Raw genomic sequence first — 26,601 nt, forward strand, 5'->3', positions numbered from 1 at the left:
GGACGCGCTGATGGGCCTGACCGCCGAACAGATTGCCGCTTCGCTGGACGCGCTGGGCACGCACGAACCGGCGGTGGCGCGCGCGGTCGCCGCGGCGGGTTATCCCGAACCGCGCATTCGGGAACGCGGCTATGCCACGCTGCTGCGCACCATCGTCGGCCAGCAGGTCAGCGTGGCCGCGGCGGCTTCGGTCTGGAACAAGCTGGAGGCGGTGCTGGGGCCAAATTGCCCTGCCGAGCTGCTGATCGAGCAGGAGTTCGATGCCTTGCGCGCCTGCGGGCTGTCGCGGCAGAAACAGGGCTATGCGCGCTCGCTGGCCGCGCTGATCCTGTCGGGCGAGCTGCCGCTCGACGCCTTGCCGGGCGATGACGAAGAAGCGATCGCCTATCTCACCCGCGTGAAAGGCATCGGGCGCTGGTCGGCGGAAATCTATCTGCTGTTCGCCGAGGGGCGCCCCGATATCTGGCCCGCAGGCGATCTGGCGGTACAGGCGGGGCTCCACAAGATTTTGGAGCTGGACGCGCGGCCCGCCGAGAAAGAAGCACGACGGCTGGCCGAGACCTGGTCCCCGCACCGCGGCGCGGCGGCGCTGCTCACCTGGCATGTCTACGACAATCCGGCGCTATGACCGGCTTGCGCTCACCCGGCTGGCGGCAGCACGCCCGGATTGAGGCCCTTCACCTCGCGCAGGAAGCTTTTGGGTTTCTTCCAGAACGCGGTCTTCTCGTTGATCCTGAGACCGATCGACGTGGCCATCGCGCCGATGAAATGAACGCAATTGGCCTTGCCCAGACTGTAGCTCGGCTGCGGCAGGCCGGCCCAGCGGCGCACCTCGATGACCAGCGACCGGTATTGCGCGTCGCTGAGGCGCACCGAAAAATGCGCGTCGCTGGCATCGATATAGCGCTGATTGGCGACGTCGAGCCGGCCTTTGACCGAGCCCAACAATATGCCCGGCCCGATATTGACCGCGGTGAAGCCGTAATTGGTGTCGACAGCGACGCCGGTCGCGTCGTCGGTGCCGTTCAGCTTGACGAAGGCGTGGGGGAAGCTGTCGCCGAAATCCTGACTGTAGAAGGTGGCGACGACTTCGGCCTGCGCGGCGGCGGGCAGGCCGAGACACAGCGACAAAGCCAGCCCGACCGCGGCGAGCCAGTTTCGAAACGGAGGCCATTTGCGAATCATGCGAGATTACTCCTCGATACCGGTCTTGCGCAGAAGCCAGGCGGCCGCCGTAGCCGGGCTGCTCTTGTCCTCCTCGCGGTCGACCATGTAATTGGCTGCGCGCATCGCGTCGACCGGTATTGCGCCGACCAGCGGCTGAACGGCATCGAGAAAGCGCTGATCCTTCGCGTGTTTCGGCGATACCATCATGATCGCGTCGTAATTGGGGATCGCGCCCTCGGGATCGGACAGCGTCACGAAATCGAACGCGGCGATGCGACCGTCCGAGGAGAACGCCGAGATCGCGTCGACCTGCCCGCTCTGCAGCGCGCGGTACATGAAAGTGGGGTCATAGGCGCGCTCGCTGGCGAAGCGCATCGGATAGGCCGCCTTGACCTGTGCCCATTCGGGGCGGTCGAGAAACTCCAGGTCCGCGCCCAGAGAGAGCTGCGGGGAAAGCCGGGCGAGGTCGTCCAGCGTCTTCAGCCCGCGCGCCCGTGCATCCATGCGCCGCACGGCAAAGGCGTAGGCGTTCTCGAAGCCGAGCGCGCCGACCAGCCTCACGCCATGCTGTTTCATCGCCCAGTCGCCGATCGCGCGGCGCATCGCATCGCGCGGGATCGGCTTGGCGCGGTTCATCTCGTTGGTCCAGATGGTCCCGGCATAATCGACATAGACGTCGATATCGCCGTTCGACAGCGCCTGGAACACCACCGCCGAACCCAACCCCTCGCGGTAGCGCACCGCGTAGCCGGCCCGTTCCAGCTGGGTGCCGATCATCCGGGCGAGGATATACTGCTCGGAAAAGCCCTTGGCGCCAACGGTCACGACCTCGCGATCCGATCCGCCGCCCGCCGATGCGACCAGCCGCGGCCCGAGCGCGAGCAGCAGCCCGGCGGCGAGCAGCACCAGCGCGGTCCACAGCTTCCATTTCTTGCGCTCCGCCAGCCCGCGCTGGATCAGCCCCAGCAACTGGTCGACGATCAGCGCCAGTCCCGCCGAGGCGATGCAGCCCGCCAATACCAGCGCCCAGTTCTGCGTCTGCAGACCGGCAAAGATCAGATCGCCGAGGCTCGACTGGCCGATGGTGGTGGCGAGCGTGCCGATGCCGATCGTCCACACCGCGGCGGTGCGGATGCCGGCCATGATCGTCGGCGCGGCCAGCGGGGCCTCGACCCACAGCAGTTTCTGCCGCGCGGTCATGCCGACCCCGTCGGCGGCCTCGACCATCGCGGGATCGACGCCGGTGAGCCCGGTCACCGCGTTGCGGATGATCGGCAGCAGCGCGTAGAGCGTCAGCGCCATCAGCGCGGGCAGGAAGCCGAGCGGGGTGAGCCAGTCGCCGACCAGCGAGCGCAGCGCCAGCAGCAGCGGATAGAACAAGGCGAGCAGCGCCAGCGCGGGAATCGTCTGGATGATGCTGGCGACGGTCAGCACCACGCCCGAGGCGCGGCGGCTGCGCGCAGCCCAGACCGACAGCGGCAGGCTGATGAGCATCGCCAGCACCAATGCGGCGAGGCACAGTTCGACATGCGCGGCGAGCAGCGACGGCACGCGCGCAAAGGCGTCCGCCCACAGCCCGCTCACGAACGCGTCTCCATCGCCACCAGCCGCTCGGCCTGCGCGCGCGGCACCGCGACCAGCGCCTCGGCCTCCGGCCCCAGATCGTCGTTGAGAATGGACTGCGGCGGCGCGTCGGCGACGATCCTGCCCGCGGCCATCACCAGGACACGGTCGGCGAGCAGCAGCGCCTCGGCCATGTCGTGCGTCACCATGACCGTGGTGAGACGGAGCCGGTCGTGCAACGCGCGATAGGCTTGGCCGAGGCTGTCCCGTGTGACGGGATCGAGCGCGCCGAACGGCTCGTCCATCAGCATCAGCCCGGGCTTGCCCGCCAACGCGCGGGCGACACCGACGCGTTGCGCCTGTCCGCCCGACAATTCGCTCGGCCGCCGGTCCGCGAATTCGCGCGGCAGTTCGACCATGTCGAGCAGTTCGTCCGCCGCTCCGGCCGCCGCGCGATCGCCCGCGATTCGATGGTTGATCAGGATATTCTCGCGCACCGTCAGATGCGGGAACAGCCCGACATTCTGGAACACATAGCCGATCGAGCGGCGGAGCCGATGCGGCTCGCGCGCGGCGACAGCCTCGCCGTCCAGCAGCACGCGGCCCTCGCTTGGCGGGGTCAGGCGGTTGACGGTCTTCAGCAGCGTCGACTTGCCCGATCCCGATTGACCCACCAACGCCACGAAGCCGCCCGCCGCGATCTTCAGCGTAACGTCATCGACCGCCGCGAGATCGCCATAGCGCTTGGTGACGCCCTCGAACGTCACGGAGGGTCCTGTGGGGTCGGCCATGCTCTACCTTCTGGCGGCGAGACGGCGGCAACGCAATGCTGGACTAAAGCGCGCCGCCGCATAAAGTCAGCGGGAGGGCAGAGGAGAGATCCGGGATGAGAGATAGAAAAATCCTGTTCGTGACCGGCGCGGGTTCGGGTATCGGCCGCGAGGTCGCCCGCCATTTCGCCGCCAAGGGCTGGTTCGCCGGGCTGACCGACGTCGACGAGACCGGGCTGGCCGAAACCGCCGCGATCATCGGCGCGGAAAATTGCTGGACGCACCGGCTCGACGTGGCCGACCGCGCGGCCTGGGGCCAAGCGATCGCCGCCTTCTCCGAACGCACCGACGGTCGCATGCATCTGTTGTTCAACAACGCCGGGATCGGCAAGGGCGGCGCCTTCCCCGACATGGACCCGGCCGACATCGACCGGCTGGTGGCGATCAACTTCACCGGCGTGATGAACGGCACGCAGGCCGCGTTCGATCTGCTAAGAGCATCGCCCGGCGCGTGCATCCTCAACACCAGCTCGGCCTCAGGCATCTACGGATCGGCGGGGCTTAGCGTGTACAGCGCGACCAAATTCGCGGTGCGCGGGCTGACCGAAGCCTGGGACATCGAGTTCGCGCCCCTCGGCATCCGCGTCCGATCGCTGATGCCAGGTTTCATCGATACCAATATCCTGTCGGCCGTGGGCGAAGGCACCAGTCAGACCGGCAGGGAGCGCCTGCAATCGGCGGGGATCGAGGTCAGCCCGGTCGCCATCGTGGGTCAGGCGGCGTGGGACGCGGTGCACGGCGATGCGGTCCACACCCCGGTCAACAAGATGGCGCGCCAGTTGATGTTCGCCGCGCGCTGGTTTCCGGGGCGTCTGCGCAGGAGAATGGGTCTGGTGCAGGGCCTAGACAGCGCAGTCGACGGCTGAGCGGTCTTATCGGCGGCGGGGCGCGCGCCTATATCGGCGCGCATGATGACCAATGAAGAGATGGAAGCGTCCGCCAAACGCTCGCTCGCCGCGCTGCCCGCGCAGTTTCGTCAGCATTTGAGCGACGTGGTGGTGCGCGTGCAGGACGTGGCGGACGCGGACATGCTGGAATCGGTGGGCCTGACCCATCCGATGCAGCTGTCCGGGCTCTATTCGGGCCGCCCGATCGACACGAAAAGCATCTGGGACATCCCCGGCGCCACGCCCGACCGCATCTACCTGTTCCGCCGGCCAATCCTCGCGGAAGCCCGGAACCGCGACATTCCGCTGAAGCGGATGATCCACCATGTCATGATCCACGAGATCGGCCATCATTTCGGCCTGAGCGATGACGACATGCACGCGCTGGAGGACGAGGGGTAAGGGGCCAGGCCCAAGCGCCAATCTCCGTTCGTCCTGAGCCTGTCGAAGGGCCGTACTTCTTCTTCCGCACTGTAGCCTGAAAAAAGGACAAGGCTTCGACAAGCTCAGCCCGAACGGGGGTGGGTGTTCAAACCAATCCCTCGATCGCCTTCGCCAGCGCCACGTCCTTTTCGCTGAGCCCGCTGCAGTCGTGCGTGGTGAGCGTGATCCCCACCTTGTCATAGACGTTCGACCATTCGGGATGGTGATCCGCCTTTTCGGCATGCAGCGCCACGCGCGCCATGAAGCCGAAAGCGTCGACGAAATCGTCGAATTCGAAGCTTTTCGAAATGGCGTCGCGGCCTGCGTCATGGTCCCAGCCGGTCAGCCCTGCCAGCGCGTCCTTGCGTTCGCTATCGCTCAGTTTCTGGACCATATCATCTCTCCGGCTTGGCACGAGGGGGTGCCCATGCCTAAGTCGCACGATGGAACAGCGTCAAGCCGAGCCTGCGATACGCATCGAAAAGCTGGCCTGCTGGCGCGGCGGGCGGCTGGTTTTCGAGGGGCTGGACTGGCAAGTCGAGCGCGGCACTCTGGGCCTGCTCATCGGGCCCAATGGCACGGGCAAATCCAGCCTGATGCGCATTCTCGCGGGGCTGCTGAAGCCTGCCGCCGGATCAGTGCACATCGCGGGATCGGTGGCGCTGGCCGACGAACGCTGCTCGCTCGATCCGCAGCCGAGCCTGCGCCATGCCCTGCGCTTCTGGGCGGCGATCGACGGACAGACGGTGGGCGCCAGCGATGCCGCGCTGGAGGGACTGGGGCTGGCGGGACTCGCCGAGGTGCCGGTGCGCATGCTTTCGACCGGGCAGATGCGCCGTGCCATGGCCGCTCGCGCGCTGCAATCGAACGCCGATGTGCTGCTGCTCGACGAACCGATGAACGGGCTCGACAGCACCAGCGCGGAGCAGCTCGAGGACGCGCTCAGGCGGCGGATCGCGACGGGAAAAACCGTCGTCGTCGCCTCGCACATCCCGATCGGCATCACGCCCGCGGCTACGCTCGACCTGGGCATACCGGTATGAACGCGCTCCGCCTGATCGCCCGCGATTTGCGGCTCGCCTGGGCCGGTGGAGGCCTGTGGCTGCCGGTGCTGTTCTTCCTCGCGGTCGCCATCCTCTATCCCTTCGCGGTCGGCCCGGATCTTAAATTGCTGCGCGCCACCGGTGGAGCGATGCTGTGGATTGCCGCACTACTCGCCGCGCTGCTGCCGATCGACCGTCTGATTCGGCCCGATCTGGAGAGCGGCCATCTCGATCAGCTCGCGGTGCGCGGCTGGGCGGACGAGGCGGTGGCCGCGCTGAAGATCGCCGCGCACTGGCTGAGCTTCGGCCCGCCGCTGCTGCTCGCGGCGCTGTTCGGCGCGGCGCTGTTCGATCTGGGCGGGCGCACACTCGGTATATTGCTCGGCGGCCTCGCCGTCGCCACGCCGGCGCTTGCCGCGCTATCGGTCACAATTGCCGCGCTGACCGCGCGCGCGGGCGGCGGCGCGGCGGGGCTGATACTGCTCCCGCTGGCGATCCCGGTGCTGATCTTTGGTGCGGGCAGCCTCGATCCAGGCGCGCGCGGCGGCCTGCCACTGCTCGCGGCGGTGAGCTTGGGGTTGACGGTGCTGGCCCCGTTCGCGGCCGGCGCGGCGCTGCGGGCGCTCAGGGAATAAATCCTTCCCGGAACGGGGGGGGGGGGACCGTTTGCCCCAGGCAAATGGTGGAGGGGGCGGCGGTGCAATCGCCGCTGGCGCGGCAGCCCCTCCGTCACGCTGCCGTGCGGCAGCGCGCCACCTCCCCTCAGCTTCGCGAGGGGGGGATTTTGCGTTAGATGCCGCCGTCCACCACCTCGCACCCCATCTCTTCCAGTCCGGCCTTCAATGCCGCCATGCACGCATCCAGCAAATCCCGCTCGATCGAGCGCACCACGAAATTTGCGCCCACCTTGCCCTCGCGGAAAAAGGGATAGCTGCCGATCTGGCAGTCTTCGTGCGCTTTTTCGGTTGCGCGCAGCAGTCCGGCAACCTCGCTCTCGGCCACCCAGCAGCCGATCTGGTCCGATAATAACGGCGCGCCGCCTTCCAGCGTGCCGGTCAGTGCGTCGAGCATCCCGGCGGTGATGTGCGGCACCCCGGCCATGATGAAGATATTCTCTACCCTGATCCCCGGCGCACCGCTCATCCGGTTGGGGATCAGCTCGCCGCCGTCCGGCACGCGCGCCATGCGCAGGCGATTCTCGTTGATGCCGCCCTTGCTCTCGTAATAGTGCTCCAGCGTGGCCCGCGCCTGGGGATGGACCACCACCTCCACGCCCAGCGCCGCGGCGATCGCGTCCACGGTGATGTCGTCATGCGTGGGGCCGATCCCGCCCGTGGTTAACAGATAGTCGCTCCGCGCCCGCAGCACGTTAACCGCCTCGGCGATCGCGTCCATATCGTCGGCCACCACGCGCACCTCGGCCAGCCGGATGCCCTGCACGTTGAGCCAGCTCGCCACCTGCGCGATATTCCGGTCCTGGGTCCGTCCGGAAAGGATTTCATCGCCGATAATGACGAGGGCGGCGGTCCAGATGCGCGAATGGGTCATGGGTCGATCCTTGGCGAGCTCAAAGCGTCTCGCAAATAATGGCGGTTTGTCCTATATGGACGGACATGGATCAATATGTCACCGTCACTCCGCAAGAAGCCTCCACCCCGCGCGATGGCGCGATCAAGCTGCATGGACCGGAAGGTTTCGCCGGCATGCGCCGCGCAGGCCGGGCCGCCGCCGAAGTGCTCGATGCGCTCGTCCCGCACGTCGTGCCCGGCGTCACCACCGCCGAGCTCGACGACATGGTGCGCAGCCACATGATCAGCCTCGGTGGCGTGCCCGCCACGCTGGGCTATCGCGGCTTCACCCATAGCTGCTGTACCTCGATCAACCATGTCGTGTGCCACGGCATCCCTAACGAAAAGCCGCTGAAGGATGGCGATATCGTCAATATCGACGTGACCATCATCATCGACGGCTGGCACGGCGATACCAGCCGGATGTTCCTGGTCGGCGATGTTCCGCTGAAGGCGAAGAAGCTGGTCGATGTGACCTATGAGTGCATGATGATCGGCGTCGAGATGGCGCGGCCCGGTGTGCGGCTGGGCGATATCGGTGCGGCGATCCAGCGCCATGCCGAAGCCAACCGTTACGGCGTGGTGCGCGAATTTTGCGGCCATGGCGTAGGCCGGCTGTTCCACGATGCGCCCGAAGTGGTGCACGCCGGCCGGCCCGGCTCGGGACCTGAGCTGAAGGAGGGCATGTTCTTCACCATCGAGCCGATGATCAACCTCGGCAAGGCGGGCGTGAAGGTGCTGGGCGATGGCTGGACCGCGGTGACGCGCGACCGCAAGCTGTCCGCGCAATTCGAACATTCGATCGGCATCACGGCGGATGGCTGCGAGATTTTTACGCAGAGCCCCAAGGGATTGCACAAACCGCCTTATTGAGGCGACGAACCAGTTTCCGATTTCTCAAATACCGTCATTCCGGGCTTGACGCGGAATCCAGGGCGAAATGGTATTTCGGCTGGGCCCTGGATCCCGGATCAAGTCCGGGATGACGGCGATTGTACACCGTACCAACCAAAACACGATCCCTCCTTTACCCGCCCGCACACCCCCGTTAGCGTCAAAGCCGTGAGGTACGGACGATAATGCGATCATTTTGGCTCGGACTGTTGGTCCCCGCGCTGCTGCTGGGCGCCTGCGATTTCAAAAAAGACGAACGGGACAAGGCCGCGCCGACGCCGCCCGCCGCGGTGGCCGCAACCCAGATCGATGGCGATTATCTCGCCACTGGCGGGGACGGCACCAACTGGGCTGCGATCGGCTTCAATTATTACGGACAGCGTTTTTCACCGCTGGACGCGATTAACCGTGCCAATGTCGGCCAGCTCGGCATCGGCTGGTTGGCGGACTTGCCCGAAGGCGAGGTGCCTCAGTCCACGCCGATCGCCGCCGACGGCAAGATCTACGTCACCACTCCGCGCTCCCGTGTGTTCGCTTTCGATGGCGCCACCGGCAAGCAGCTTTGGAGTTTTGACCCCGGACTGACCCAGCCCACCGCGGCGAAGGCGGCCAGCGGTGTGGGGAATCAGGGGCTGGCGATCTGGAAGGGCCGCCTCTATCTGGCCACGCTCGACGGACAGCTGATCGCGCTCGATGCGATCACCGGCGCGCAGCTCTGGTCGATCCAGACCGGCGGCGAGACTGGAGCCTATCGTATCACCTCGGCCCCGCATATGGTTAAGAACATGGTCGTCATCGGCAGCGGGCGTGCCGCAAGCGGGGGCGGCCGCGGCTACGTGTCGGCCTATGATGCGACCGACGGTGCGCTACGCTGGCGCTTCTACACGGTACCACAGCCGGATGAGACGTCCGATCAGGCTTCCAGCGACGCGGTGCTCGGCACGGCGCGGCAGACCTGGGGCGGCGGCGCGCTCGGCGCGGCGGCGGGCGGCTATGTCACCGATGCGGTGATCTACGATCCCGATGTCGACCAGCTCTATGTCGGCGTGGGCGCGGGGCCGCCCGCAGATGCGCGGGCGGGCGACCGGCTGTTTCTCTCGTCGATCGTCGCGCTCGATCCCGACGACGGCGAGTTTCTGTGGCACTATCAGGAAACGCCCGGCGGCCGCCCCGCCTATGGCGCGAGCCAGCCGTTCGTGCTGGCCGAGCTTGCGATGCCAAAAGTGCTCGACGGTCCAATACCAGCCTGTCCGATGGTACAGGCACCGCCCGGACCAAAAGGCGACAAAATTCGGGAGGATCAGTCGATCTGCCGCGATAAGGTAAAACAGGCTGCCTCCGCGCCGCGAAAGGTGCTGCTGCACGCGTCCGACAATGGCTTCTTCTTCGTGATCGACCGAACCAGCGGCAAGCTGATCTCCGCCGCGCCGCTGTTCGACCAGCCCGGCTGGACCAGCGGTTTCGATCCCGCCACGGGCCGCCCAGTCCGGATCGGTCCCGCCGATGCCGGCAAAAAGGCCAGCCAGATCGCGCGCATCCTAGCCCCAGTTGCCGAGCAGCGGCCGATCTTTCCGCCGATCGATACGCGCCGCGCGCCGCGCTGGATGAGCTTTAATCCCGGTACCGGCCTGGTCTATTTCACGCTGCCCCGCTACGCGCAGCAAGAGCCAGTAGAATCCGCGTCCGATGCCGCGCCAGACACGCAGCCCCCGCCCCCGCGCTGGCGGGCCGCCGGCGCGCGGTTAGTCGCCTTCGATCCGGTCGCGGGCAAAATCCGCTGGAGCCGCGCGCTGACTGCACCGCGCAACGGCAGCACGCTGTCGACTGCCGGCGGGCTCCTGTTTCTCGGCACCGGTATTGGCCGCTTCGTGGCGTTCGACGCTGCATCCGGCGCGACGCTGTACAACCGCGATCTGGGATCGGGCATCGCCGGGGCGCCGAGCACGTTTCTGGTCGGCGGCGAGCAATATGTCGCGGTGCTGACCGGGCTCGGCGGCCGTTTCGACTGGCCCGCGCCTGCAGCGTCGGCTGGCGACGGCCAGGCGAACCGGAGGAAATCGGCCGGCACGAAAACCGCAGAAACGGACGAACCCGCACCCGGCTATCTGCTCCGCGTGCCCGCCGCGCCGCGGCTGGTGCTGCTGCGATTGGGCGGCAACGAGGCGCTGGCGGCGGTTCCGCGGCCCGTCCCGTCGCCGACCCCTTCGCCCACGCCGAGACCGGAACCGCAGCGCCCGTGAAACGCTTCACCTTGTGGACGATCGCCCGGCACAGGGCCGGCGAGACGGTCGAACCGGATAATGAAACCGGCCGGGAAACAGGCCAGAAGACGGGCACATGATGAAAAAAATCGAAGCGATCATCAAGCCATTCAAACTGGACGAAGTGAAGGAGGCGCTGCACGAGGTAGGCGTGTCGGGCATTACCGTAACCGAAGCCAAGGGCTTCGGCCGGCAGAAAGGCCATACCGAACTCTATCGCGGCGCCGAATATGTCGTCGATTTCCTGCCCAAGGTGAAGCTGGAAGTCGTGGTCGAGAATGCCATATGGGAGCGTGCGGTCGAGGCAATCGCGGGTGCCGCGCAGACCGGGCGCATCGGCGACGGCAAGATTTTCGTGACCTCGATAGAGGCCGCCCTGCGCATTCGCACTGGCGAACGGGATGCGGACGCGCTGTAGGCTTGGATTTGGACAAATATTCGTGCGCTCCTGCGAAGGCAGGAGCCCATCACCGAAGCTCACCCGACAGGCTCCTGCCTTCGCAGGAGCGCTGCATTGCGTCGATCAAGAATTGACTTGCCACCCTATGCTGCGCTGCAAAACAGAATTGCAGCAACCCGCGCTTTGCTTTACGCTTGTTGCGCGAAACCCCTTAAACCGAAAGGCAATCGAACATGGCGACCTCTTCCAAGGACATCTTGAAGCGCATCGAGGAGGAGGAAATCGAATGGGTCGATCTTCGCTTCACCGATCCCAAGGGCAAATGGCAGCATCTCACCATGTGCGCCGAAGTGCTGGGCGAGGATGAGCTGGAAGACGGGCTGATGTTCGACGGCAGCTCGATCGAGGGCTGGAAGGCGATCAACGAGAGCGACATGATCCTGCGTCCCGATCTGGACGCGGCCTATATGGACCCGTTCTCGGCCACCCCGATGATGGTGCTGTTCTGCGACATCGTCGAGCCATCGACCGGCGAGCTGTACGCACGCGATCCACGCTCCACCGCCAAGCGCGCCGAGGCATTCCTGAAGAACAGCGGCATCGGCGATACCATCTATGTCGGCCCCGAAGCCGAGTTTTTCATGTTCGACGATGTCCGCTTCGAGGACGGTTACGACCGCAGCTATTACAAGATCGACGATATCGAGCTGCCCACCAATTCGGGCCGCGAATATGACGTCGGCAATATGGGCCACCGCCCGCGCGCCAAGGGCGGCTATTTCCCCGTCGCGCCGGTCGACAGCGCCGTCGACATCCGTGGCGAGATGGTCGCCACCATGCTGGAAATGGGCCTCAAGATGGACAAGCACCATCATGAAGTGGGCGCCGCGCAGCACGAGCTGGGCCTCACCTTTTCCACGCTGGTCACCTGCGCGGACCAGATGCAGGTCTATAAATATGTCGTGCACCAGGTGGCCCACAGCTACGGCAAGACCGCGACCTTCATGCCCAAGCCGATCGCCAAGGACAACGGCTCGGGCATGCATACCCACATGTCGATCTGGGATGGCAAGAAGCCGTTGTTCGCGGGCGACGGCTATGCGGGCCTAAGCGAAATGTGCCTTCATTATATCGGCGGCGTAATCAAGCATGCCCATGCGCTCAACGCCTTCACCAACCCGACCACCAACAGCTACAAGCGGCTGGTGCCGGGTTACGAGGCGCCGGTGCTGCTGGCCTATTCCAGCCGCAACCGCTCGGCCAGCTGCCGCATTCCTTATGGTGCGGGCGAAAAGGCCAAGCGCGTCGAGTTCCGCTTTCCCGATCCGTTGGCCAATCCCTATCTGGCCTATGCCGCGCTGTTGATGGCGGGCCTCGACGGCATCCGCAACAAGATCCATCCGGGCGAGGCGATGGACAAGAATCTCTACGATCTTCCGCCCGAAGAGCTGAAGGACGTGCCCACCGTCTGCCGCAACCTGCGCGAGGCGCTCGAGGCGCTTCAGGCTGATCACGACTTCCTGCTGGAGGGCGATGTGTTCAGCAAGGACCAGATCGAGGCCTATATCGAACTCAAATGGCCCGAGGTCGAGCGCTGGGAAACCACGCCGAGCCCGGTCGAGTACGACATGTATTATTCGAGCTGATCCTTTTCTCTACCGTCAAACGAAGGGGCGCCTCGCGGGGGGCGCCCTTTTTTTCGGATGGCCGGAACTGGCACCGACTTTCCCGGCAGCTACCTCGGTCAACGCTGTTCGCAGAAAAATCAACGTTGCTCGGCGAATGACGGATGGGCCAGTCGCCGCGCCCGCTTACCTTGAGCGCTCATCGGATGAGGAAAGCCCGATTATGCGCATTTTTGCAATTTTTGCATGCTGTGTCTCGATGACGTTGGCGCAGCCCTGTCTCGGCCAAACGGTGGAGAAAGCGGACACCGCCTCCAATCGTGCGCTCGTCGACGCCTTTTCCGATGCCCGCAACGGTTTCGATGCGGCCGCGCTCGATGGCCTGCTGGCCCCCGACTATGTCGAAATATCACCGCGCGGAGAAATCGATACGCGCGAAAACGTGCTGTCATTCTACGCGCCGGACAAGGCGACGCCCGTCCCGCCGATGACACGCAGCATCGAATTCATCAATCGCTACGGAGACATAGCCGTGGCCGTCGGCACGGTGAGCTTTTCGTTTGCGAAACCGGACGGAGAAACGATCAGCCGCGCCGTTCGGGTGACTTATGTCGAACAGCTCGTCGGCGGACGATGGCAGATGCTTTCGACGCAATATACGGGCGTCCAACCTGCGCCCGGTCCGTCGGCCGCCAACTGACGGCCGCGGCGCGAAGACCGGGCGTATCCCACCAGGCTCAGGACAGCTAGCATCTGTGCCGCGGCTGTCGGCATAAGGCGTCAGCGTCATGTCTTGGGGGGAAAAGCCACGATATTGCCGCGGGGCGGCCCGGCGGCTCGATTGATTTGTATTGGGCACGGGCGTAGGGATGGTTACAGGCGGCCCCCGAGAGCCGCCATTGTTGTTTTTCACGAAAAGGCCGCCCCATGTCGATCACCCCGCTCATGCCCGTCTATCCCCGCTGCGACGTGCGTCCGGTGGAGGGCGACGGCTGTTATCTCATCACCGAGGACGGCCGGCGGTTGCTCGATTTCGCCAGCGGCATCGCGGTGAACTCGCTCGGCCACAGTCATCCCGCGCTGATCGAGGCGATCCAGACCCAGGCCGCCAAGCTGATGCATGTGTCCAACATGTATGGCAGCCCACAGGGCGAGCGGCTGGCGCAGCGCATCGTCGATACGACTTTCGCCGATACCGTGTTCTTTACCAACAGCGGCGCGGAAGCGGTGGAATGCGCGATCAAGACCGCGCGTGCCTATCACCAGCACGAGGGCGGCGATGCCGCGCGCACCGAGCTGATCACCTTTTCGATGGCGTTTCACGGGCGCACCATGGCCACGATCAGCGCCTCCAACCAGACCAAGATGCACAAGGGATTCCAGCCGTTGCTGCCCGGCTTCAAATATGTCGAATTCGACGATCTGGAGGCCGCGCGCGCCGCCGTCGGACCGAACACCGCCGGGTTCCTGGTCGAGCCGATCCAGGGCGAGGGCGGTATCCGTCCGGCCAGCCAGGCGTTCATGACCGGCCTGCGCGAAATCTGCGACGAGCAGGATTTGATGCTGGTGCTGGACGAAGTGCAATGCGGCGTCGGGCGCACCGGCAAGCTCTACGCGCACGAACATTATGGCGTGACGCCGGACATCCTTGCGACCGCCAAGGGCATCGCCGGGGGCTTTCCGCTGGGCGCCTGCCTTGCCACCGAACAGGCGGCGCGCGGCATGGGCTTCGGATCGCACGGCTCGACCTATGGCGGTAACCCACTGGCCATGGCCGCGGGCGAGGCGGTGTGGAACGTGATCGCGAACGAGGACTTTCTCGCAAACGTGCGTGCCAAGGGCGAACGCCTGCGCAGCGCGATCGAACAGTTCATCGGCAATCATGACGACCTGTTCGAGCTGGTGCGCGGCGAAGGCCTGATGCTCGGCCTCAAGATGAAGGTCGAGAGCCGTCCCTTCTATGCGCATTTGCGAGACAATCATGATCTGACGACCGTCGCCGCGGCCGACAACGTCATCCGCGTGCTGCCGCCGCTGATCATCGAGGACGCGCATATCGCCGAGTTCATGGAGAAGCTGTCGGCGGGCGCGGCCGATTATGTCGTGCCGGAGGCGGCAGCGGCCTGAGAGTTGCGCCGAACCATAAGTTGCGCTCCTGCGAAGGCAGGAGCCCAGCAGGTGCCCTCTCCTGATGGACCCCTGCCTTCGCAGGGGAACAAGGAAAGAGTTTTTATGACCCGCCATTTCCTCAACCTCTCCGATGCCGGCGGCGACGCCATCGCGGCCATGCTGGGGGATGCGCTCGACCGCAAGGCCGCGCGCCAGGGCTGGCCCAAAGGCAGGCCCGACTCCGATGCGCCGCTCGCCGGCCATGTCCTCGCGATGATCTTCGAGAAAAGCTCCACGCGCACGCGCTTCAGCTTCGAGATGGCGATGACGCAGCTCGGCGGCAGCGTCATAGTAGCCGATGCCGGATCAATGCAGTTGGGCCGCGGCGAAAGCGTGGCGGACACCGCGCGCGTGCTGTCGGCTTACGTCGATGCGATCATGCTCAGGACCGACGATCATGCCAAGATCGAGGTCATGGCGCACCACGCCGGCGTGCCGGTAATCAATGCGCTCACCGATCTTTCGCACCCCTGCCAGATCGTCGCCGATCTGCTGACCATCGTCGATCATGGCAAGGCGCTGCCCGGCCTGCAGTTTGCTTGGCTGGGCGACGGCAATAATGTACTTAACTCCATCGTCGAGGCGGCGGGTCTGATGAAGTTCGACGTGCGCATCGGCTGCCCCGAGGGCTATGATCCCGATGAGCGCTTCATCGCGCAGGCGCGCGCGGGCGGGGCCGATATCTCGATCCACCGCGACGCGGACGAAGCGGCGGCGGGCGCGGATGTGATCGTGACCGACACCTGGATTTCGATGGGCCAGCGTGGCGGCGATGCCAAGCTGGCCGTGATGATGCCCTTTCAGGTCGACGCGGCGCTGATGGCGCGCGCAAGACCTGAGGCCTTGTTTCTGCATTGCCTGCCCGCGCATCGCGGCGAGGAGGTGACGGCGGACGTGATCGACGGCCCGCAGTCGGTGATTTTCGACGAGGCGGAAAACCGCCTGCACGCGCAAAAATCGATCTTGCGCTGGGTTTTCGGCCAACTCTGACTATCTTGGGGCGATGAACGACAAGAATACGCCCCCTGAAACCCCGCAAAGCGAAACCTATTCCGACCGTCCACTGCGCTTCTCCATCCCCGGCCGCCACGCGCGCGGCCGTGCGGTGCGGATTGAGGAGAGCCTGGCCGATATCCTCTCCGCCCACGCCTATCCGCCCGCGATCGAAGCGCTGCTGACCGAGGCGGTGACGCTCGCCGCTCTGCTGGGATCGCTGCTCAAGGATGTCGGCGGCGAGCTCACCATGCAGGCACAGACCGAGGCCGGGGCGGTGACGCTGCTGGTCTGCGATTATCGCGACGGGCAGCTGCGCGGGTATGCCCAATATGACGAGGCACGCGTGGCCGAACTACCGCCCGAGCCGACCCTGTTCGGCCTGTTCGGCAAAGGCTTTCTGGCGATCACCTTTGACCGCAAGCAGCAGAGCGCGGACGAACCGGGGGGCCGCTATCAGGGTATCGTGCCGTTGGAGGGCGCGTCATTGGCCGAAGCCTGCGAATATTATTTCGCGCAGTCCGAGCAGATCCCGACGCTGATCCGCACCGCGCGCGGCATCGTCGGCGGCCGCGCCGTTGCGGGAGGCTTCCTGGTCCAGCATCTCGCCGAGGGCGAAGACGGGCGCGAGCGGCTGCATGTGCGGCTCGACCATCCCGAGTGGGAACATGTCCGCGCGCTCGCCGAGACGATCAAACCGGAGGAGCTGGCCCATCCCGGCCTGCCGCTGGAGGAGCTGGTCTGGCGGCTGTTCCACGAGGAGCGCGAGGTACGGATCGAGCAGGGCATAGGCCTCAGCAAGGGTTGCCGCTGCGATCCCGATCATATCCGCTCGGTGATCGGCCGTTTTCCACGCGACGAGCGCCGCGAAATGGCCGACGAAGCAGGCGATATCACCGTCGACTGCGAATTCTGCAGCCGCAAATTTCCTATCTCCGTGGCTAGCCTCGACAACTGACCCGGGCCGTATTTCGGCCATGCCCCGGTCGCTTTTTTTCCACTTCCATCCTATAACGGCAAGCGTGGGCTAGTCGCTTCCACGGACGAATATATGATGAAAAAACATAATGCTTTCCTGCTCGGCCTGTCGGCTGTCGCCACCATGTCCGGGGCCGCGCTTGCGGCGAAGTCCGCCTTTTCGCTCCAGACCTTGGAGAAAGGGCAGTGGTCGCTGCGCGACAAGGAAAACGGGTTCAAGACGGTGAAGCGCATCTGCCTCGGCGATCCGCAGGTGCTTATACAGTTGCGCCATCTCGGCCAGAGTTGTGCGGTCAAGCGCTTGAACGGCGATGCGCGCCAGGCGATGTACAGCTATAGATGCAGGGGAGCACAAGGCAGCACCACGATTCGCCGCGAGACCGACCGGCTGGTACAAATCCGCAGCCAAGGGCTCGATCATGGCGCACCGTTCGCGTTCGATTACGAGGCGCGCAAGACCGGGGGCTGCTGAGCGCCGCAACAAATAATTCATGTCGGCGCCGCCACCGTTAAGCTTTCATTTACTAAAATTTGTTATCAGACGTCCCGTACCCAATTTCGGTACGCTTTCCTCCCTAGCTGGCTCGCACGAGCCGAGACTGGGCCGCTCTAAGGAGTGGCCCATTTTTCATGCGTTGCTTGCGGTGGGGCCTATGTTTCCCTAGCTCCCGGGCATGAACGAAAGCGGCAAGCAGGCGGTGGTCCTCCTCTCGGGGGGCCTGGATTCGATGGTGGCGGGCGGCATCGCGCGCGAACAGGGGTTCGATATCCTGGCGCTGACCGTCGACTACGGCCAGCGCCACAAGATCGAGTTGCAAAGCGCCGCTGCGATCGCGCGGGCGCTGGATGTGAAGCGGCATGTCGTCCTGCCGCTCGATCTGACGCAATTCGGCGGATCGGCGCTGACCGCCGACATCGCCGTGCCCAAGGACGGGGTCGGCAACGGGATTCCGGTCACTTACGTCCCCGCACGCAATACCATCTTTCTGTCGCTGTGCCTGGGCTGGGCCGAGGCGGCGGGCGCGCGCGACCTGGTGGTCGGCGTCAACGCCCTCGATTATTCGGGCTATCCCGATTGCCGGCCCGAATTCATCGACGCCTTCCAGCGGCTCGCCATGCTGGGCACCAAGGCGGGCGATGCGCAGGAAAGCTTCGAGGTGCGCGCGCCGCTGCAATATATGACCAAGGCAAGCATCGCGGCCGAAGCGATCCGGCTGCGGCTCGATCCGGCGATGAGCTGGTCCTGCTACGATCCTACGCCCGATCTGAAACATTGCGGCCGCTGCGACAGCTGCCGCCTGCGCCATGCGGGGTTCGTCGAGGCGGGCATCGAAGACCCGACGGTGTATGCGGTGAAGCCCGAGGTTGGATGAGAACCATATCCGAATATCTGCAGGAGCACATCCGGGAACCTCACCTGCTGGGCTCCTACCTTCGCAGGAGCGCAATGACGTGGTCGTAGTCCAAGCCCGATGAGTTACGCGGTCAAAGAAATCTTTCCCACGCTGCAGGGCGAGGGCGCGCAGGCTGGACGCCGCGCGGTGTTCCTGCGCTTCGCCGGCTGCAATCTGTGGACCGGACGCGAGCAGGACCGCGCGGCAGCGATCTGCCGATTTTGCGACACCGATTTCGTCGGAATGGATGGCGAGAATGGCGCACGCTATTCGGATGCCGACGCGTTGGCGGACAAAGTCGCGTCCTTATGGGGCGAGGGCGAAGACCGCCGCTATGTGGTGATGACCGGCGGCGAGCCGATGCTGCAGGTCGACGATGCGCTCATCGACGCGCTTCATAGGCGCGGTTTCGAGATCGCGGTCGAGAGCAACGGCACGTTGCCGGTGCCGCGAAGTATCGACTGGATCTGCATCAGCCCCAAGGCGGGATCGAAAACGGTTCAGCGCTCGGGCGACGAATTGAAGCTGGTCTGGCCGCAGCCCGGATCGGACTGGGCTGCCATGCAGGAATGGGCGTTCGATCATCATCTGATCCAGCCGATGGATAGCGCCGCGCCCGATGCCAACCGCGCTGCAGCGATCCGCTTCGTCGAGGAGCATCCCGGCTGGCGGCTGTCGCTGCAAACGCACAAATTGCTCGGTCTGCCCTGAAGACCGCCGGCAAGGCAGAAGACATAATCATCAAAGTAAAAGGGCCGCCGAAGCAGCCCTATTTCCATTGTTACCCTCTACCCGTCAGTTGATTGTCGGGCACAGGCTGTCCGCAATCTGATCAACTCCTGTGGGCTTTTGGAAGAGCCGAACATCGGCCAAGTCGGCAGGCAAGGAGGCTGCATTGCAATGGCCGCTATGGAACACGAAGGGAATATCCTTGTCCTTGAGCAGCATGGCCGCCGGAAACACATCCTGCCCGGCCAGATCGACATCGAGGATCGCCGCGTCGATCGTTTGCGGTCCATCGATACAATCGAGGCAGTCGTCCAGCGACATGCAAGGTCCGATCACGGCGAGACCGCGCTCGCGCAGACGGTCGACCATATCGAGGGCGATCAGGATCTCGTCTTCGGCCACCATGACTGTGAAATTTTTCATATATGTTAAACTTGAGTCTCGACGCCCGGTTCCCGCTGCAGCGCAAAAAACAATTTCGCCTTAAGTCCTGCCGCTTGCCAGTCGGCCTCGAAGCCGCCGCCGATCTGGCGCAGGCTCTGCATGATGAGCTGGCTGCCGAAGCCCTTGCCGTCCTCTCCCGGCGCCGCCGTTTCCGGCCCGCCGCGCTCGGTCCAGTCGAGGACGATCCGGCCCGGCTCCCCGACCGTTTCCGCCGCTTCCTCGTGCCAGTGAATGGTGATGGTGCCACCGGTCTCGCGCGACCAGGCGCCATATTTCACCGCGTTCGTCGCCAGTTCGTGCAGCGCGAGGCCGATCGGCGTGGCGATGCGCTGGACGAGCTCGACCGCCGGGCCGTCGGCTTCGCAGCGTAGCTGCCCGGAGAGATAGGGCGCCAGCACATTATCGACCAGCGAGCCCAAGCTAACCGCCCGTCCGCCGTCCTGGTCGAGCGTAAGTTGGTGCGCGCGGGCCAGCGCATTGACTCGCTCTCGCATCTTCTCGCCCGCCAGCTTGGCATCGGTCTCGCGCCGCGCCGTCATGCTGATGATCGCCATCACCACGGCGAACAGGTTTTTCACGCGGTGATTGAGCTCGCGGCTGATCAGCTCGACCTGCTCCTTGGCCTCGGTGATTTCGCTCAGTTCGGTTTCGGTCTGAAGCAGGCGCGAATTGCGCCACAGCAAATAGGCGATCAAGAGCAGCAGCAGCAACAGCACGACGATCACTACGAGCACCTGCTGCCCGCCGATCTGCTCGTAATTGGTCGCCGCCTTCAGGCTGCGCGTCTGGCGCTTATATTCATAGTCCTCATATCGGTCGATCAGTTCGCGCAGGCTATCCATGCGCGCCATGCCGTTTCCCGCCTGCACCCGTGCGACCGCCTCGACGCGGCGGCCCCGGAGGGCCATCTTCACACTGCGGTCGGCATCGGCGAAATGCTCCTTCACCAGTTGGTCGATCCGCGCGAGCCAGCCTTCCTGCGGACCTTCCATATTCCCATAGGCATAAGTCTTTAGCTCGTCGAGCAGCTGTTCCTCGCGTTCGGCGGCGATCTTAAGCGGCTGCAGGAAGCGGCGCTGCCCGGTGAGCAAATAGCCGCGCTGTCCGGTTTCGATGTCGACCGCGAGCGCGCGAACCTTTTCCAGCCGCGCGATAACGCCGGTGGTATATTGGCTCGCCTCGCGCGCCTCGCGCTCGCTGTCGATCGCGCCCATGATGGCGATGCCGCCCGACAGCAGGATCAGGATGGCGAGCGCCACCGCAGCCGGCAGCAGCGTGGTGCCATAGCCATGCTGCCGCTCGGGGCTGAGCAGTTCGTGCCAGATGCGTTTCGCGCGTTCGATCATTTCCAACCGATCCCGTAACGAAAGCCATGCGGGTGGACAAGCCGCGCTCGGCAGGGCGATTCGCGGTTTGGGCGCTGCAATTGACCGGGAGCGGCGTGCTGCCTACATCGCGCCTCCTATGCTGAGCGAACAACAGGCGCTGGAACGCGCGCAGATGCTGGTCTCCGCCGCGCTCGATGCGGGCGCGGACGCTGCCGACGCGCTCTATGCGGGCGGCGCGGCCACGGAAATATCGGTGCGGCTAGGCAAGCTGGAGGACGCCGGTCGCTCGGAGGGTGAGGAAATCGGGCTGAGGCTGTTCGTGGGCCAGCGATCGGCCAGCGTGTCGAGCAGCGCGCTCGCGCCTGAACTGCTGCGCGATCTCGCCGAGCGCGCGGTGGCAATGGCCAAAGCCGCGCCGGAAGATCCCTATGCCGGCCTAGCGCCCCAAGAGCGGCTGATGACCGGGCCGGCGCCTGCGCTTGATCTCGACGATGGCGGCGCGCAGGGTCCCGAAGCGCTGCGCGAGGCGGCGCTGGCAGCCGAGGACGCGGCGCGCGCGGTGCCCGGCGTGTCGAACAGCGAGGGCGGCGGGGCGAGCACGGGCCGCTCGGTCGTCGCGCTCGCCACCAGCACGGGCTTTGGCGGCTCCTATACCCGCTCGAGCCACAGCCTGTCGGCCAGCGTGCTGGCGGGCGAGGGCGCGGCCAAGGAGCGCGATCATGCCTATCGCACCGCGCGCCACGCCTCCGACCTGCCCGGCCCCGCCGCCATCGGCCAGCAGGCGGGGGAGCGCGCGGTTGCCCGGCTCGATCCGGCTGCGATCAAGGGCGGACCGATGCCGGTCCTGTTCGATCCGCGCGTCGGGGGTTCGCTGATCGGCCATCTGCTCGGCGCGATCTCCGGCCCCTCGGTGGCGCGCCGCGCGACATTTTTGCTCGATGCGATGGGCGAGGCGCTATTCGACGGTGGCGTGACCATTATCGACGATCCGCACCGGATGCGCGGACTTGGCTCCAAGGCATTCGACGGAGAGGGCCTGCCGACCGCTCGTTCCAAACTGATCGACAGGGGGGTGCTGACGCAATGGTTGCTCAACGTCTCGTCCGCCCGCCAATTGGGGCTGGAGCCGAACGGCCACGCCACCCGCGGCGCCGGTGGATCGCCCGGCGTCGGCGCGACGAACGTGCATATGGAGCCGGGCAACGAGAGCCCTGCCGCGCTGATGGCGAACATCGAACGCGGCGTCTATCTGACCGAGCTGATCGGCCAGGGCGTCAACGGCGTGACCGGCGATTACAGCCGCGGCGCGGGCGGCTTCCTGATCGAGCAGGGCGAGATCACCCGGCCGGTCAGCGAGTTCACCGTGGCGGGGAACCTCAAGGACATGTTCGCCGCGATGGTGCCCGCCGACGATCTGGAGTTCATCCGCGGGCTCAACGTGCCGACCTTGCGCGTCGACGGCATGACCGTGGCGGCGTGAGCGAGCAGCGGTTAATATCGTCGTCGTTGCGAGGAGCCGGAGGCGACGAAGCAATCCAGGGCCAATACGGCGCTGCAACGGCCCTGGATTGCTTCGGCCCGTGGGCTCGCAATGACGATGGATGGTTGGGAGCGGGATGATTCCATTCGACCCCGATCAGATCATCATCGCGGCGCGCGAGGCGGGCGACCTTGCGCTCGCGCGCTGGCGCGAGGGCGGGCAGCCCGATTGCAAGATATGGGAGAAGAAGCCCGGCCATCCGGTCTGCGATATCGATCTGGGGGTCGACGAACTGCTGAAGGAACGCCTCGCCGCTATTCTTCCCGAGGCCGGCTGGCTCAGCGAGGAAACCGTCGACGACAGCGACCGGACGCGGCGCGAATGGACCTGGCTGGTCGATCCCATCGACGGCACGCGCGACTATATCCGCGGGCGCAAGGGCTGGGCGATCTCGATCGCGCTGATGAAGGCGGGCCGGCCGGTCTTCTCGGTGATCCACGCGCCGGTCGGGGACCGCTGCTTCACCGCACGCAAAGGCGACGGCGCTTGGCTCAATGGCGCCTCGATCCACGCCAGCGCGCGCGAGGAGATCACCGGCGCGCGCGTGCCCAGCGACGGCCTCGCCAAGGCCGACCGCGACCTGGCGATGGTGCCCAAGCCGAACAGCATCGCCCTGCGCATCTGCATGGTGGCGAGCGGGGAGGCCGATCTGGTGGCGACCCTGCGCTGGGGAAACGAGTGGGACGTCGCCGCGGCGAACCTGATCGCGGCGGAAGCCGGCGCGATCGTCAGCGACGCGCTGGGCGACCCGATCCGCTACAACAAGGCCAGCCCCAAGGATTTCGGCCTGATCGTGTGCGCGCCAGGTATTCACGGCGCGGTGGTGGAGCGGCTGGCGGATCGCGCGGCGGAGATACTGGCGGGGAATTAGTCCGCCGTGTGAGGAAACAAAAAACGCCGTCATCCCGGACTTGATCCGGGATCCAGGGCGGCTACAGCACCAACGTCGCGCTGCCGGGCACTGGATTCCGGGTCAAGCCCGGAATGACGAAGTTTGGGATAGGGAATTCCGGTTCCACAGCCCCTCGCGCCCGACAGGTTCCACGCTCGCTCCCGCCTGCGCCCGCGCGCGCGCTACCCACAGCAGCTTTTCCCGCTTGCCCGTATGCACGCGGTGGTCCCAGGCATGGGCGCCGCGCGCGCGGACCTCGCGGGCGATGTCGCCGTAGATGCCCGCCGCCGCCAGCACCGCCCAGCGGCTGCGCAAGGGCAGCGCCTCCGCCCCGACCCGCGCCGACGCTTCGTAGCGTTCGGAGGCATCCGCGAGCCGCTTGCCCATCGCCACCAGCGCGGGCCGGAACGGGGGTTTGAGATGCTGGCCGGGCGGAATGTCGAACTCGGCCAGCCATTCCATCGGCAGATAGCAACGCCCGGCGGCATCGTCCTCCGCCAGATCGCGCGCGATATTGGCGAGCTGGAACGCCAGACCCAGATCGCAGGCCCTGTCCAGCGTCGCTTCGTCGTCCGCGTCCACGCCCATCACGACCGCCATCATGCACCCCACCGCGCCCGCGACATGATAGCAATAGCGGTAGAGATCGTTCTCGGAGCGCGGCCGCCACTCCTCGGTATCGAGCGCGAAGCCCGCAATGACATCGTCCGCGAAGCGCCGCGGAATGCCGCATTCGCGCGCGACCACGCCGAAGCCGTCGAAGGCGGGCTCGCCGGTTACCGTGCCGTTCCACGCGGCGTCGGTCATGCCTTTGAGATAGCCGAGGCGGTCGGCGGCATCGTCGATCACGCTCATGCCGCGGCCATGGTCCTGCCCGTCGGCGAGGTCATCGCATTTGCGGCACCAAGCATAGAGCAGCCAGGCGCGCTCGCGCGTTTCCCGGTCGAACAGGCGCGAGGCGAGCGCGAAGCTGCGCGAGCCCTTGGCGATGCTGTCCTTGGCATGCGCGACAAGCGCGGGTCTATCCAAGCCCCTCCCCTTCAGGGGTGGGGTTGGGGTGGGGACTCCCTCCGCAGGACGTGTTTGATCGATAGCCCCCACCCCCGGCCCCTCCCCTGGAGGAGGGGGGGAAAGGAAACCGCTTTTATCGCTCACAGATCGTCCGCCTTCATCTGGAAGATCGTGCGGTGCGGTTCGTACGATCCCAGCTTGTCCACCAGCGCGCCGATCGCATCCGCCACCACCATGATCCCGGCATGCTGCGCGCGGATGAAGCCGACGTCGATCATCTGCCGGTTGAACGCGATCAGATGATCATAGAATCCGTTCACGTTGAGCAGCCCGACCGGACTGTCATGATAGCCGAGCTGCGCCCAGCTGATCGCCTCCCACAGCTCGTCCATCGTGCCGACGCCGCCGGGCAGGGTGACGAAGCCGTCCGACAGATCGGTGAAAGCCTGTTTGCGCGCGTGCATGCCGGGCACGACATGCAGTTCGGTGCAGCCGCGATGCGCGACTTCGCTGCCGACCAGCGCTTCCGGGATCACCCCGATCACCTCGCCGCCCGCGCTGAGCGCCGCATCCGCCACCGCGCCCATCAGCCCCAGCCTGCCGCCGCCATAGATCACGCGGATGCCGCGCTCGGCCAACGCGCTGCCGACGGTACGCGCCGTGTCGATATAGACGGGATCTGCGGGCGTGGCGGAGCCGCAATAGACGGCGAGGCTGGTGAGAGTGCGGGACATGGGGGTGCGTTAGCCGGGAGAGGAGCGGGGTGTCGAGAGGGATGGGGCTGCCATTACTATCAACGTCATCCCGGACTTGATCCGGGTTCCAGGGCGAGATGGAACTGCCGCTGGACCCTGGATTCCGGCTTCCGCCGGAATGACGACGGTTTGTGTGATAGGGGCTGCCCCTAAACCCGCAAATCCTCCAGCATCAGCCCGGCGGTCGCTTTCGCGCTGCCCACCACGCCGGGGATGCCGGCGCCGGGATGCGTGCCCGCGCCCACGAAGTACAGGTTCGAGATGACATCGTCGCGGTTGTGCGCGCGAAACCAGGCGCTTTGCGTCAGCACCGGCTCCAGGCTGAATGCGCTGCCCAGATGCGCCGACAGATCGCGCGCGAAATCGGGCGGGGCGTAGTGGAATTTGGTGACGATCCGGTCGTGGATGTCGGGGATCAGCCGCCGCCCGACCTCGTCCAGCACGCGTTTTTCCAAGAGCGGCCCGGCCTCATCCCAGTCGATCGGCAGCTTGCCCATATGGGCGACGGGCACCAGCGCATAGAATGTCGAGCAGCCCTCGGGCGCCATCGACGGATCGGTGACGGTGGGGTGGTGCAGATAGATCGAGAAATCCTTCGGCAGCACGCCATGATCGTAAATGTCCTTGAGCAGCCCCTCGTAACGCGGGCCGAACAGGATCATATGGTGCGGGATGCCGGGCCAGCGGCCCTCGATGCCGAAATGCACGACAAACAGCGACGGCGAATATTTCTTGCGCGCCAGCTTCTTGGCAACCCGCTGGCCGCGTGTGTTTTGTCCAAGCAGGTCGCGGTAACTGTGCACGATATCGGCGTTGCTGGCCACCGCGTCGGCGGTGCCCTGCCAGCCGCTTTTGGTGGTCACGCCGGTCGCGTGGTCGCCCATCATGTCGATATGCGCCACCGGATCGCCGAGCCGCATCGTCCCGCCGATCCGCTCGAACTGCGCGGCCATCCCGGCGACCAGCCGGTTGGTGCCGCCCTTGGCAAACCACACGCCGCCGTCTTTCTCCAGCTTGTGAATCAGCGCGTAGATCGCGCTGGTGGTCATCGGATTGCCGCCGACGAGCAGCGTGTGGAAGCTCAGCGCCTCGCGCAGCTTCTCGTGCTTCACGAATTTGCTCACGATCGAATAGACCGAGCGCCATGCCTGATATTTGGCCAGTGCGGGCGCGGCCTTGATCATCGCCCCGAAATCGAGAAACGCCTTGTGGCCGAGCTTCACATAGCCCTCTTCATACACGCCCACGCTATACTCGAGGAACCTGGCATAGCCCTCGACATCGGCGGGGTTCAGCTTGGCGATCTCGTCGTTGAGCCTGGCCTCGTCGTTCGAATAATCGAAGTTCGTGCCGTCTTCCCAGTTCAGACGATAGAAGGGAAAGACCGGTTCCAGCGTCACGTCGCGCGCCATGTCCGCGCCGGTCAGCGACCAGAGTTCGCGCAGGCAATCCGGATCGGTGATGACGGTGGGTCCGGCATCGAATGTGTAGCCGTCCCTTTCCCAATAGTAGCCGCGGCCGCCGGGCTTGTCGCGCGCTTCGACCAACGTCGTCGCGATCCCCGCCGATTGCAGGCGGATGGCAAGTGCTAGCCCGCCGAAGCCCGCGCCGATGACGATGGCGGTCTTGCCGGTCGGAGAAGGCCGCTTGTCGGCGCCGAACAGATCAGGCTCGCGGACTTTCGTCCTGTCGATCGTCATTGCCATA

28 protein-coding genes are annotated in these 26,601 nt (G+C 65.5%); 18 read left to right on the top strand and 10 right to left on the bottom strand.

Going from position 1 to position 26,601, the window contains the following annotated elements; genetic code table 11:
- The first annotated feature begins 10 nt into the window (after window positions 1–10).
- Window positions 11–628: a DNA-3-methyladenine glycosylase family protein gene (locus ACOQPC_RS02265; RefSeq protein ID WP_420607051.1), complete on the top strand. Its 618-nt coding sequence runs from the start codon at window positions 11–13 to the stop codon at window positions 626–628.
- 11 nt (window positions 629–639) lie between these two features.
- Here ACOQPC_RS02265 and ACOQPC_RS02270 read toward each other — a convergent pair whose 3' ends face one another.
- From ACOQPC_RS02270 to ACOQPC_RS02280, 3 genes are read right to left on the bottom strand one after another with little or no spacing between them, the layout of a single operon-like run.
- The gene (locus ACOQPC_RS02270; RefSeq protein ID WP_420607052.1) at window positions 640–1,185 is read right to left on the bottom strand and encodes a hypothetical protein; all 546 of its coding nucleotides are present in this window, start codon (window positions 1,183–1,185) and stop codon (window positions 640–642) included.
- Between the two features lie 6 nt (window positions 1,186–1,191).
- The gene (locus tag ACOQPC_RS02275; protein WP_420607053.1) at window positions 1,192–2,751 is read right to left on the bottom strand and encodes an ABC transporter permease/substrate-binding protein; all 1,560 of its coding nucleotides are present in this window, start codon (window positions 2,749–2,751) and stop codon (window positions 1,192–1,194) included.
- A complete protein-coding gene (locus ACOQPC_RS02280) occupies window positions 2,748–3,521 on the bottom strand; it encodes an ATP-binding cassette domain-containing protein (protein WP_420607054.1) in 774 nt (257 codons plus the stop codon). The genes ACOQPC_RS02275 and ACOQPC_RS02280 overlap by 4 nt, the downstream gene beginning before the upstream one ends.
- Before the next feature lie 95 nt (window positions 3,522–3,616).
- Here ACOQPC_RS02280 and ACOQPC_RS02285 point away from each other — a divergent pair, with 95 nt between their 5' ends.
- Complete coding sequence (locus ACOQPC_RS02285; protein ID WP_420607055.1) at window positions 3,617–4,426, top strand: SDR family oxidoreductase; 810 nt, start codon at window positions 3,617–3,619, stop codon at window positions 4,424–4,426.
- Window positions 4,427–4,468: 42 nt separating this feature from the next.
- A complete protein-coding gene (locus ACOQPC_RS02290; protein WP_420607056.1) occupies window positions 4,469–4,849 on the top strand; it encodes a metallopeptidase family protein in 381 nt (126 codons plus the stop codon).
- A 127-nt stretch (window positions 4,850–4,976) separates the two neighbouring features.
- Here the strand turns inward: ACOQPC_RS02290 and ACOQPC_RS02295 are convergent, their stop codons facing one another.
- Entirely contained in the window at window positions 4,977–5,264 is a 288-nt protein-coding gene (locus tag ACOQPC_RS02295; RefSeq protein WP_420607057.1) for a 4a-hydroxytetrahydrobiopterin dehydratase, read from the bottom strand.
- A gap of 49 nt (window positions 5,265–5,313) precedes the next feature.
- Here ACOQPC_RS02295 and ACOQPC_RS02300 point away from each other — a divergent pair, with 49 nt between their 5' ends.
- The gene (locus ACOQPC_RS02300; protein WP_420607058.1) at window positions 5,314–5,913 is read left to right on the top strand and encodes an ABC transporter ATP-binding protein; all 600 of its coding nucleotides are present in this window, start codon (window positions 5,314–5,316) and stop codon (window positions 5,911–5,913) included.
- The gene (locus tag ACOQPC_RS02305; RefSeq protein WP_420607059.1) at window positions 5,910–6,548 is read left to right on the top strand and encodes a heme exporter protein CcmB; all 639 of its coding nucleotides are present in this window, start codon (window positions 5,910–5,912) and stop codon (window positions 6,546–6,548) included. The genes ACOQPC_RS02300 and ACOQPC_RS02305 overlap by 4 nt, the downstream gene beginning before the upstream one ends.
- A gap of 154 nt (window positions 6,549–6,702) precedes the next feature.
- Here ACOQPC_RS02305 and ACOQPC_RS02310 read toward each other — a convergent pair whose 3' ends face one another.
- Window positions 6,703–7,461, bottom strand: coding sequence for a competence/damage-inducible protein A (locus ACOQPC_RS02310; protein WP_420607060.1), 759 nt, complete (start codon window positions 7,459–7,461; stop codon window positions 6,703–6,705).
- 65 nt (window positions 7,462–7,526) lie between these two features.
- Here ACOQPC_RS02310 and map point away from each other — a divergent pair, with 65 nt between their 5' ends.
- The 11 genes from map (at window position 7,527) to queE (ending at window position 18,906) form a co-directional block, all read left to right on the top strand.
- Window positions 7,527–8,354, top strand: coding sequence for a type I methionyl aminopeptidase (map, locus tag ACOQPC_RS02315; RefSeq protein WP_420607061.1), 828 nt, complete (start codon window positions 7,527–7,529; stop codon window positions 8,352–8,354).
- 206 nt (window positions 8,355–8,560) lie between these two features.
- Window positions 8,561–10,615, top strand: a complete 2,055-nt coding sequence (locus ACOQPC_RS02320; RefSeq protein ID WP_420607062.1) for a PQQ-binding-like beta-propeller repeat protein — start codon at window positions 8,561–8,563, stop codon at window positions 10,613–10,615.
- A gap of 100 nt (window positions 10,616–10,715) precedes the next feature.
- On the top strand, window positions 10,716–11,054 hold the full coding sequence (locus ACOQPC_RS02325) for a P-II family nitrogen regulator (protein ID WP_420608045.1): 339 nt from the start codon (window positions 10,716–10,718) through the stop codon (window positions 11,052–11,054).
- 215 nt (window positions 11,055–11,269) lie between these two features.
- Entirely contained in the window at window positions 11,270–12,682 is a 1,413-nt protein-coding gene (glnA, locus tag ACOQPC_RS02330) for a type I glutamate--ammonia ligase (protein ID WP_420607063.1), read from the top strand.
- A 202-nt stretch (window positions 12,683–12,884) separates the two neighbouring features.
- Window positions 12,885–13,361 carry a nuclear transport factor 2 family protein gene (locus tag ACOQPC_RS02335; RefSeq protein ID WP_420607064.1) on the top strand — a complete coding sequence of 159 codons (477 nt, stop codon included), beginning with the start codon at window positions 12,885–12,887 and terminating at the stop codon, window positions 13,359–13,361.
- Between the two features lie 227 nt (window positions 13,362–13,588).
- Entirely contained in the window at window positions 13,589–14,788 is a 1,200-nt protein-coding gene (locus ACOQPC_RS02340; protein ID WP_420607065.1) for an aspartate aminotransferase family protein, read from the top strand.
- A gap of 105 nt (window positions 14,789–14,893) precedes the next feature.
- On the top strand, window positions 14,894–15,820 hold the full coding sequence (gene argF, locus ACOQPC_RS02345) for an ornithine carbamoyltransferase (protein ID WP_420607066.1): 927 nt from the start codon (window positions 14,894–14,896) through the stop codon (window positions 15,818–15,820).
- Window positions 15,821–15,833: 13 nt separating this feature from the next.
- Complete coding sequence (locus tag ACOQPC_RS02350; RefSeq protein ID WP_420607067.1) at window positions 15,834–16,781, top strand: Hsp33 family molecular chaperone HslO; 948 nt, start codon at window positions 15,834–15,836, stop codon at window positions 16,779–16,781.
- 93 nt (window positions 16,782–16,874) lie between these two features.
- Window positions 16,875–17,273, top strand: a complete 399-nt coding sequence (locus ACOQPC_RS02355; protein ID WP_420607068.1) for a hypothetical protein — start codon at window positions 16,875–16,877, stop codon at window positions 17,271–17,273.
- 202 nt (window positions 17,274–17,475) lie between these two features.
- Window positions 17,476–18,174, top strand: coding sequence for a 7-cyano-7-deazaguanine synthase QueC (queC, locus tag ACOQPC_RS02360; protein ID WP_420607069.1), 699 nt, complete (start codon window positions 17,476–17,478; stop codon window positions 18,172–18,174).
- A gap of 99 nt (window positions 18,175–18,273) precedes the next feature.
- Window positions 18,274–18,906, top strand: coding sequence for a 7-carboxy-7-deazaguanine synthase (gene queE, locus ACOQPC_RS02365; RefSeq protein WP_420607070.1), 633 nt, complete (start codon window positions 18,274–18,276; stop codon window positions 18,904–18,906).
- A gap of 84 nt (window positions 18,907–18,990) precedes the next feature.
- Here queE and ACOQPC_RS02370 read toward each other — a convergent pair whose 3' ends face one another.
- Window positions 18,991–19,347 carry a response regulator gene (locus ACOQPC_RS02370; protein WP_420607071.1) on the bottom strand — a complete coding sequence of 119 codons (357 nt, stop codon included), beginning with the start codon at window positions 19,345–19,347 and terminating at the stop codon, window positions 18,991–18,993.
- Between the two features lie 5 nt (window positions 19,348–19,352).
- Window positions 19,353–20,714: a CHASE3 domain-containing protein gene (locus ACOQPC_RS02375; RefSeq protein WP_420607072.1), complete on the bottom strand. Its 1,362-nt coding sequence runs from the start codon at window positions 20,712–20,714 to the stop codon at window positions 19,353–19,355.
- 118 nt (window positions 20,715–20,832) lie between these two features.
- Between ACOQPC_RS02375 and ACOQPC_RS02380 the strand changes: the two genes are divergently transcribed.
- Complete coding sequence (locus ACOQPC_RS02380; protein ID WP_420607073.1) at window positions 20,833–22,176, top strand: TldD/PmbA family protein; 1,344 nt, start codon at window positions 20,833–20,835, stop codon at window positions 22,174–22,176.
- A gap of 136 nt (window positions 22,177–22,312) precedes the next feature.
- Entirely contained in the window at window positions 22,313–23,107 is a 795-nt protein-coding gene (locus ACOQPC_RS02385) for a 3'(2'),5'-bisphosphate nucleotidase CysQ (RefSeq protein ID WP_420607074.1), read from the top strand.
- A 102-nt stretch (window positions 23,108–23,209) separates the two neighbouring features.
- Here the strand turns inward: ACOQPC_RS02385 and ACOQPC_RS02390 are convergent, their stop codons facing one another.
- The 3 genes from ACOQPC_RS02390 to ACOQPC_RS02400 all read right to left on the bottom strand — a co-directional run bounded on the left by ACOQPC_RS02390 (window position 23,210) and on the right by ACOQPC_RS02400 (window position 26,594).
- On the bottom strand, window positions 23,210–24,157 hold the full coding sequence (locus ACOQPC_RS02390; protein WP_420607075.1) for a phytoene/squalene synthase family protein: 948 nt from the start codon (window positions 24,155–24,157) through the stop codon (window positions 23,210–23,212).
- A 122-nt stretch (window positions 24,158–24,279) separates the two neighbouring features.
- Window positions 24,280–24,873, bottom strand: coding sequence for a TIGR00730 family Rossman fold protein (locus tag ACOQPC_RS02395; RefSeq protein WP_420607076.1), 594 nt, complete (start codon window positions 24,871–24,873; stop codon window positions 24,280–24,282).
- Between the two features lie 170 nt (window positions 24,874–25,043).
- Window positions 25,044–26,594 carry a phytoene desaturase gene (locus ACOQPC_RS02400; RefSeq protein WP_420607077.1) on the bottom strand — a complete coding sequence of 517 codons (1,551 nt, stop codon included), beginning with the start codon at window positions 26,592–26,594 and terminating at the stop codon, window positions 25,044–25,046.
- Between the last annotated feature and the right edge of the window lie 7 nt (window positions 26,595–26,601).

Origin of the sequence: Novosphingopyxis sp. (genome assembly GCF_965218915.1) — a bacterium.
GTDB lineage: Bacteria > Pseudomonadota > Alphaproteobacteria > Sphingomonadales > Sphingomonadaceae > Novosphingopyxis.

Coding starts and splice junctions, on each gene's coding strand:
- ACOQPC_RS02265 (WP_420607051.1), top strand. CDS start 11: ATGGGCCTGACCGCCGAACAGATTGCCGCTTCGCTGGACGCGCTGGGC.
- ACOQPC_RS02270 (WP_420607052.1), bottom strand. CDS start 1,185: ATGATTCGCAAATGGCCTCCGTTTCGAAACTGGCTCGCCGCGGTCGGG.
- ACOQPC_RS02280 (WP_420607054.1), bottom strand. CDS start 3,521: ATGGCCGACCCCACAGGACCCTCCGTGACGTTCGAGGGCGTCACCAAG.
- ACOQPC_RS02285 (WP_420607055.1), top strand. CDS start 3,617: ATGAGAGATAGAAAAATCCTGTTCGTGACCGGCGCGGGTTCGGGTATC.
- ACOQPC_RS02290 (WP_420607056.1), top strand. CDS start 4,469: ATGATGACCAATGAAGAGATGGAAGCGTCCGCCAAACGCTCGCTCGCC.
- ACOQPC_RS02295 (WP_420607057.1), bottom strand. CDS start 5,264: ATGGTCCAGAAACTGAGCGATAGCGAACGCAAGGACGCGCTGGCAGGG.
- ACOQPC_RS02300 (WP_420607058.1), top strand. CDS start 5,314: ATGGAACAGCGTCAAGCCGAGCCTGCGATACGCATCGAAAAGCTGGCC.
- ACOQPC_RS02305 (WP_420607059.1), top strand. CDS start 5,910: ATGAACGCGCTCCGCCTGATCGCCCGCGATTTGCGGCTCGCCTGGGCC.
- ACOQPC_RS02310 (WP_420607060.1), bottom strand. CDS start 7,461: ATGACCCATTCGCGCATCTGGACCGCCGCCCTCGTCATTATCGGCGAT.
- map (WP_420607061.1), top strand. CDS start 7,527: ATGGATCAATATGTCACCGTCACTCCGCAAGAAGCCTCCACCCCGCGC.
- ACOQPC_RS02320 (WP_420607062.1), top strand. CDS start 8,561: ATGCGATCATTTTGGCTCGGACTGTTGGTCCCCGCGCTGCTGCTGGGC.
- ACOQPC_RS02325 (WP_420608045.1), top strand. CDS start 10,716: ATGAAAAAAATCGAAGCGATCATCAAGCCATTCAAACTGGACGAAGTG.
- glnA (WP_420607063.1), top strand. CDS start 11,270: ATGGCGACCTCTTCCAAGGACATCTTGAAGCGCATCGAGGAGGAGGAA.
- ACOQPC_RS02335 (WP_420607064.1), top strand. CDS start 12,885: ATGCGCATTTTTGCAATTTTTGCATGCTGTGTCTCGATGACGTTGGCG.
- ACOQPC_RS02340 (WP_420607065.1), top strand. CDS start 13,589: ATGTCGATCACCCCGCTCATGCCCGTCTATCCCCGCTGCGACGTGCGT.
- argF (WP_420607066.1), top strand. CDS start 14,894: ATGACCCGCCATTTCCTCAACCTCTCCGATGCCGGCGGCGACGCCATC.
- ACOQPC_RS02350 (WP_420607067.1), top strand. CDS start 15,834: ATGAACGACAAGAATACGCCCCCTGAAACCCCGCAAAGCGAAACCTAT.
- ACOQPC_RS02355 (WP_420607068.1), top strand. CDS start 16,875: ATGATGAAAAAACATAATGCTTTCCTGCTCGGCCTGTCGGCTGTCGCC.
- queC (WP_420607069.1), top strand. CDS start 17,476: ATGAACGAAAGCGGCAAGCAGGCGGTGGTCCTCCTCTCGGGGGGCCTG.
- queE (WP_420607070.1), top strand. CDS start 18,274: ATGAGTTACGCGGTCAAAGAAATCTTTCCCACGCTGCAGGGCGAGGGC.
- ACOQPC_RS02370 (WP_420607071.1), bottom strand. CDS start 19,347: ATGAAAAATTTCACAGTCATGGTGGCCGAAGACGAGATCCTGATCGCC.
- ACOQPC_RS02375 (WP_420607072.1), bottom strand. CDS start 20,714: ATGATCGAACGCGCGAAACGCATCTGGCACGAACTGCTCAGCCCCGAG.
- ACOQPC_RS02380 (WP_420607073.1), top strand. CDS start 20,833: ATGCTGAGCGAACAACAGGCGCTGGAACGCGCGCAGATGCTGGTCTCC.
- ACOQPC_RS02385 (WP_420607074.1), top strand. CDS start 22,313: ATGATTCCATTCGACCCCGATCAGATCATCATCGCGGCGCGCGAGGCG.
- ACOQPC_RS02395 (WP_420607076.1), bottom strand. CDS start 24,873: ATGTCCCGCACTCTCACCAGCCTCGCCGTCTATTGCGGCTCCGCCACG.
- ACOQPC_RS02400 (WP_420607077.1), bottom strand. CDS start 26,594: ATGACGATCGACAGGACGAAAGTCCGCGAGCCTGATCTGTTCGGCGCC.